The 1,499-nt window shown below is 44.6% G+C and carries 1 protein-coding gene; it reads left to right on the forward strand.

From position 1 onward, the window contains the following. Window positions 1-106 precede the first annotated feature (106 nt). Complete coding sequence (locus QT979_RS28805) at window positions 107-1,408, forward strand: NF041680 family putative transposase (protein ID WP_333312380.1); 1,302 nt, start codon at window positions 107-109, stop codon at window positions 1,406-1,408. Window positions 1,409-1,499: the final 91 nt, after the last annotated feature.

Raw genomic sequence — 1,499 nt, forward strand, 5'->3', positions numbered from 1 at the left:
CTGTACTTTAGACTAAATAAAGATGAGAACGGTGGCTTTGAGAAGAACTAAAGCCACCGCGCCGGGAGAGAATAAGGGTGAAAAATAAAACCTATCCACTCCCTAAATGAACAGTGAACGATTAAAGGACTTTCGTCAAGCAGCATACGAGTTATTGGTCAAAGCCAAGGATGCCACATTCGAGCTGATGGATGCAGTGATGACGACCAGGAATGCAGCCTGTTTGGCGGAATTTTCGCTCAATCCATTATTCCATCGTCAATGGCCAAGCGTCTACGAGGCATTGCAAGACTGTAGACCAGACCGGAAAAAACTGATGCTGCTGTATCTGGAGCAATTACAGGAGGAAGCATCCTCAACGGAACACGTTTTAGTGGCAATCGATCATACTGCATGGGGCAGACCAGATGCCAAAACATTACAAGACAGAACCCATGAATATCACAAAGGCGTAATTATTGGACAGGGGTACAGTACAATTGCGTGGATACCCGAAGCAGAAGGAAGTTGGGCATTACCCCTACTACATGAACGAATTAGTAGTTGGTCTTCGCCAATAGAAAAAGCAGCTTCCCAACTCAAACTTGTTTGTGAACAGAGCGTCAACCCAGTTTTAGCAGTTTTAGATCGAGAATATGGGAATGCAAATTGGGTACTGGCGCAAGCAGATATTCAAGCTGATTGTTTAATGAGAGTCCGAAAGAATGCCTGTTTGTGGTCAGCACCACCAGCCTATAGTGGTCGCGGTAGGCCACGGAAACATGGGCAGAAAATGAGACTCAACGACCCAACCACATGGCTCCAAACGGATACTGTGATTGAAATTGACGAACATCCAGGGTTGGGACAAGTCCGAGTCAGTCAATGGCTTGACTTACATTTTTATCGTGCGCCTGAACAGGGAGTAAATTTAATCCTCGTCGAAAGAATGAAGCCCATGTCAAATGGTCAGCCGTTTCCACCCTTATGGTTGGCTTGGGTTGGAGAACGAACTCTACCCTTAGAAACTGTTTGGTTTAAGTATTTACGACGTTTTGGAGTGGATCATTGGTATAGATTTGTCAAGCAACGATTACATTGGACATTGCCTAACTTCAGAACTCCTGAACAATCTGATCGTTGGAGCGATTTAATGCCATTGATGAGTTGGCAACTCTGGCTGGCTAGGGATTTAGTTCTGGAAAATCGACTTCCTTGGCAATCTGCTACGATTAATTTAACTCCTGGACGTGTTGCCCAATCAATGTTGTCGGTTTTAGTTGACATTGGTACTCCCGCTACAGCGCCTAAACATAGGGGAAAATCCCCTGGTTGGGAAAAAGGAAAGGTACGTACTAAGGCACCGTGCTATCCCACTGTTAAAAAACGCGTTTCTCGACGCAAAAAGTCTTCAAGATTAGCTGTTTAATCTTCTCCCTCTTGAGTTTTTGAGCAACAGCTTGCCTTCTGCTAAAAGGCTGCTACTTTTAGCTGCACTGATTTTTTAGTCTAAACTACAG

It is taken from the genome of Microcoleus sp. w2-18bC1 (genome assembly GCF_036700365.1).
Lineage (GTDB): Bacteria > Cyanobacteriota > Cyanobacteriia > Cyanobacteriales > Microcoleaceae > Microcoleus.

Bases quoted from the DNA above. Each gene is read 5' to 3' on its own strand.
- QT979_RS28805 (WP_333312380.1), top strand. From the start codon at position 107: ATGAACAGTGAACGATTAAAGGACTTTCGTCAAGCAGCATACGAGTTA.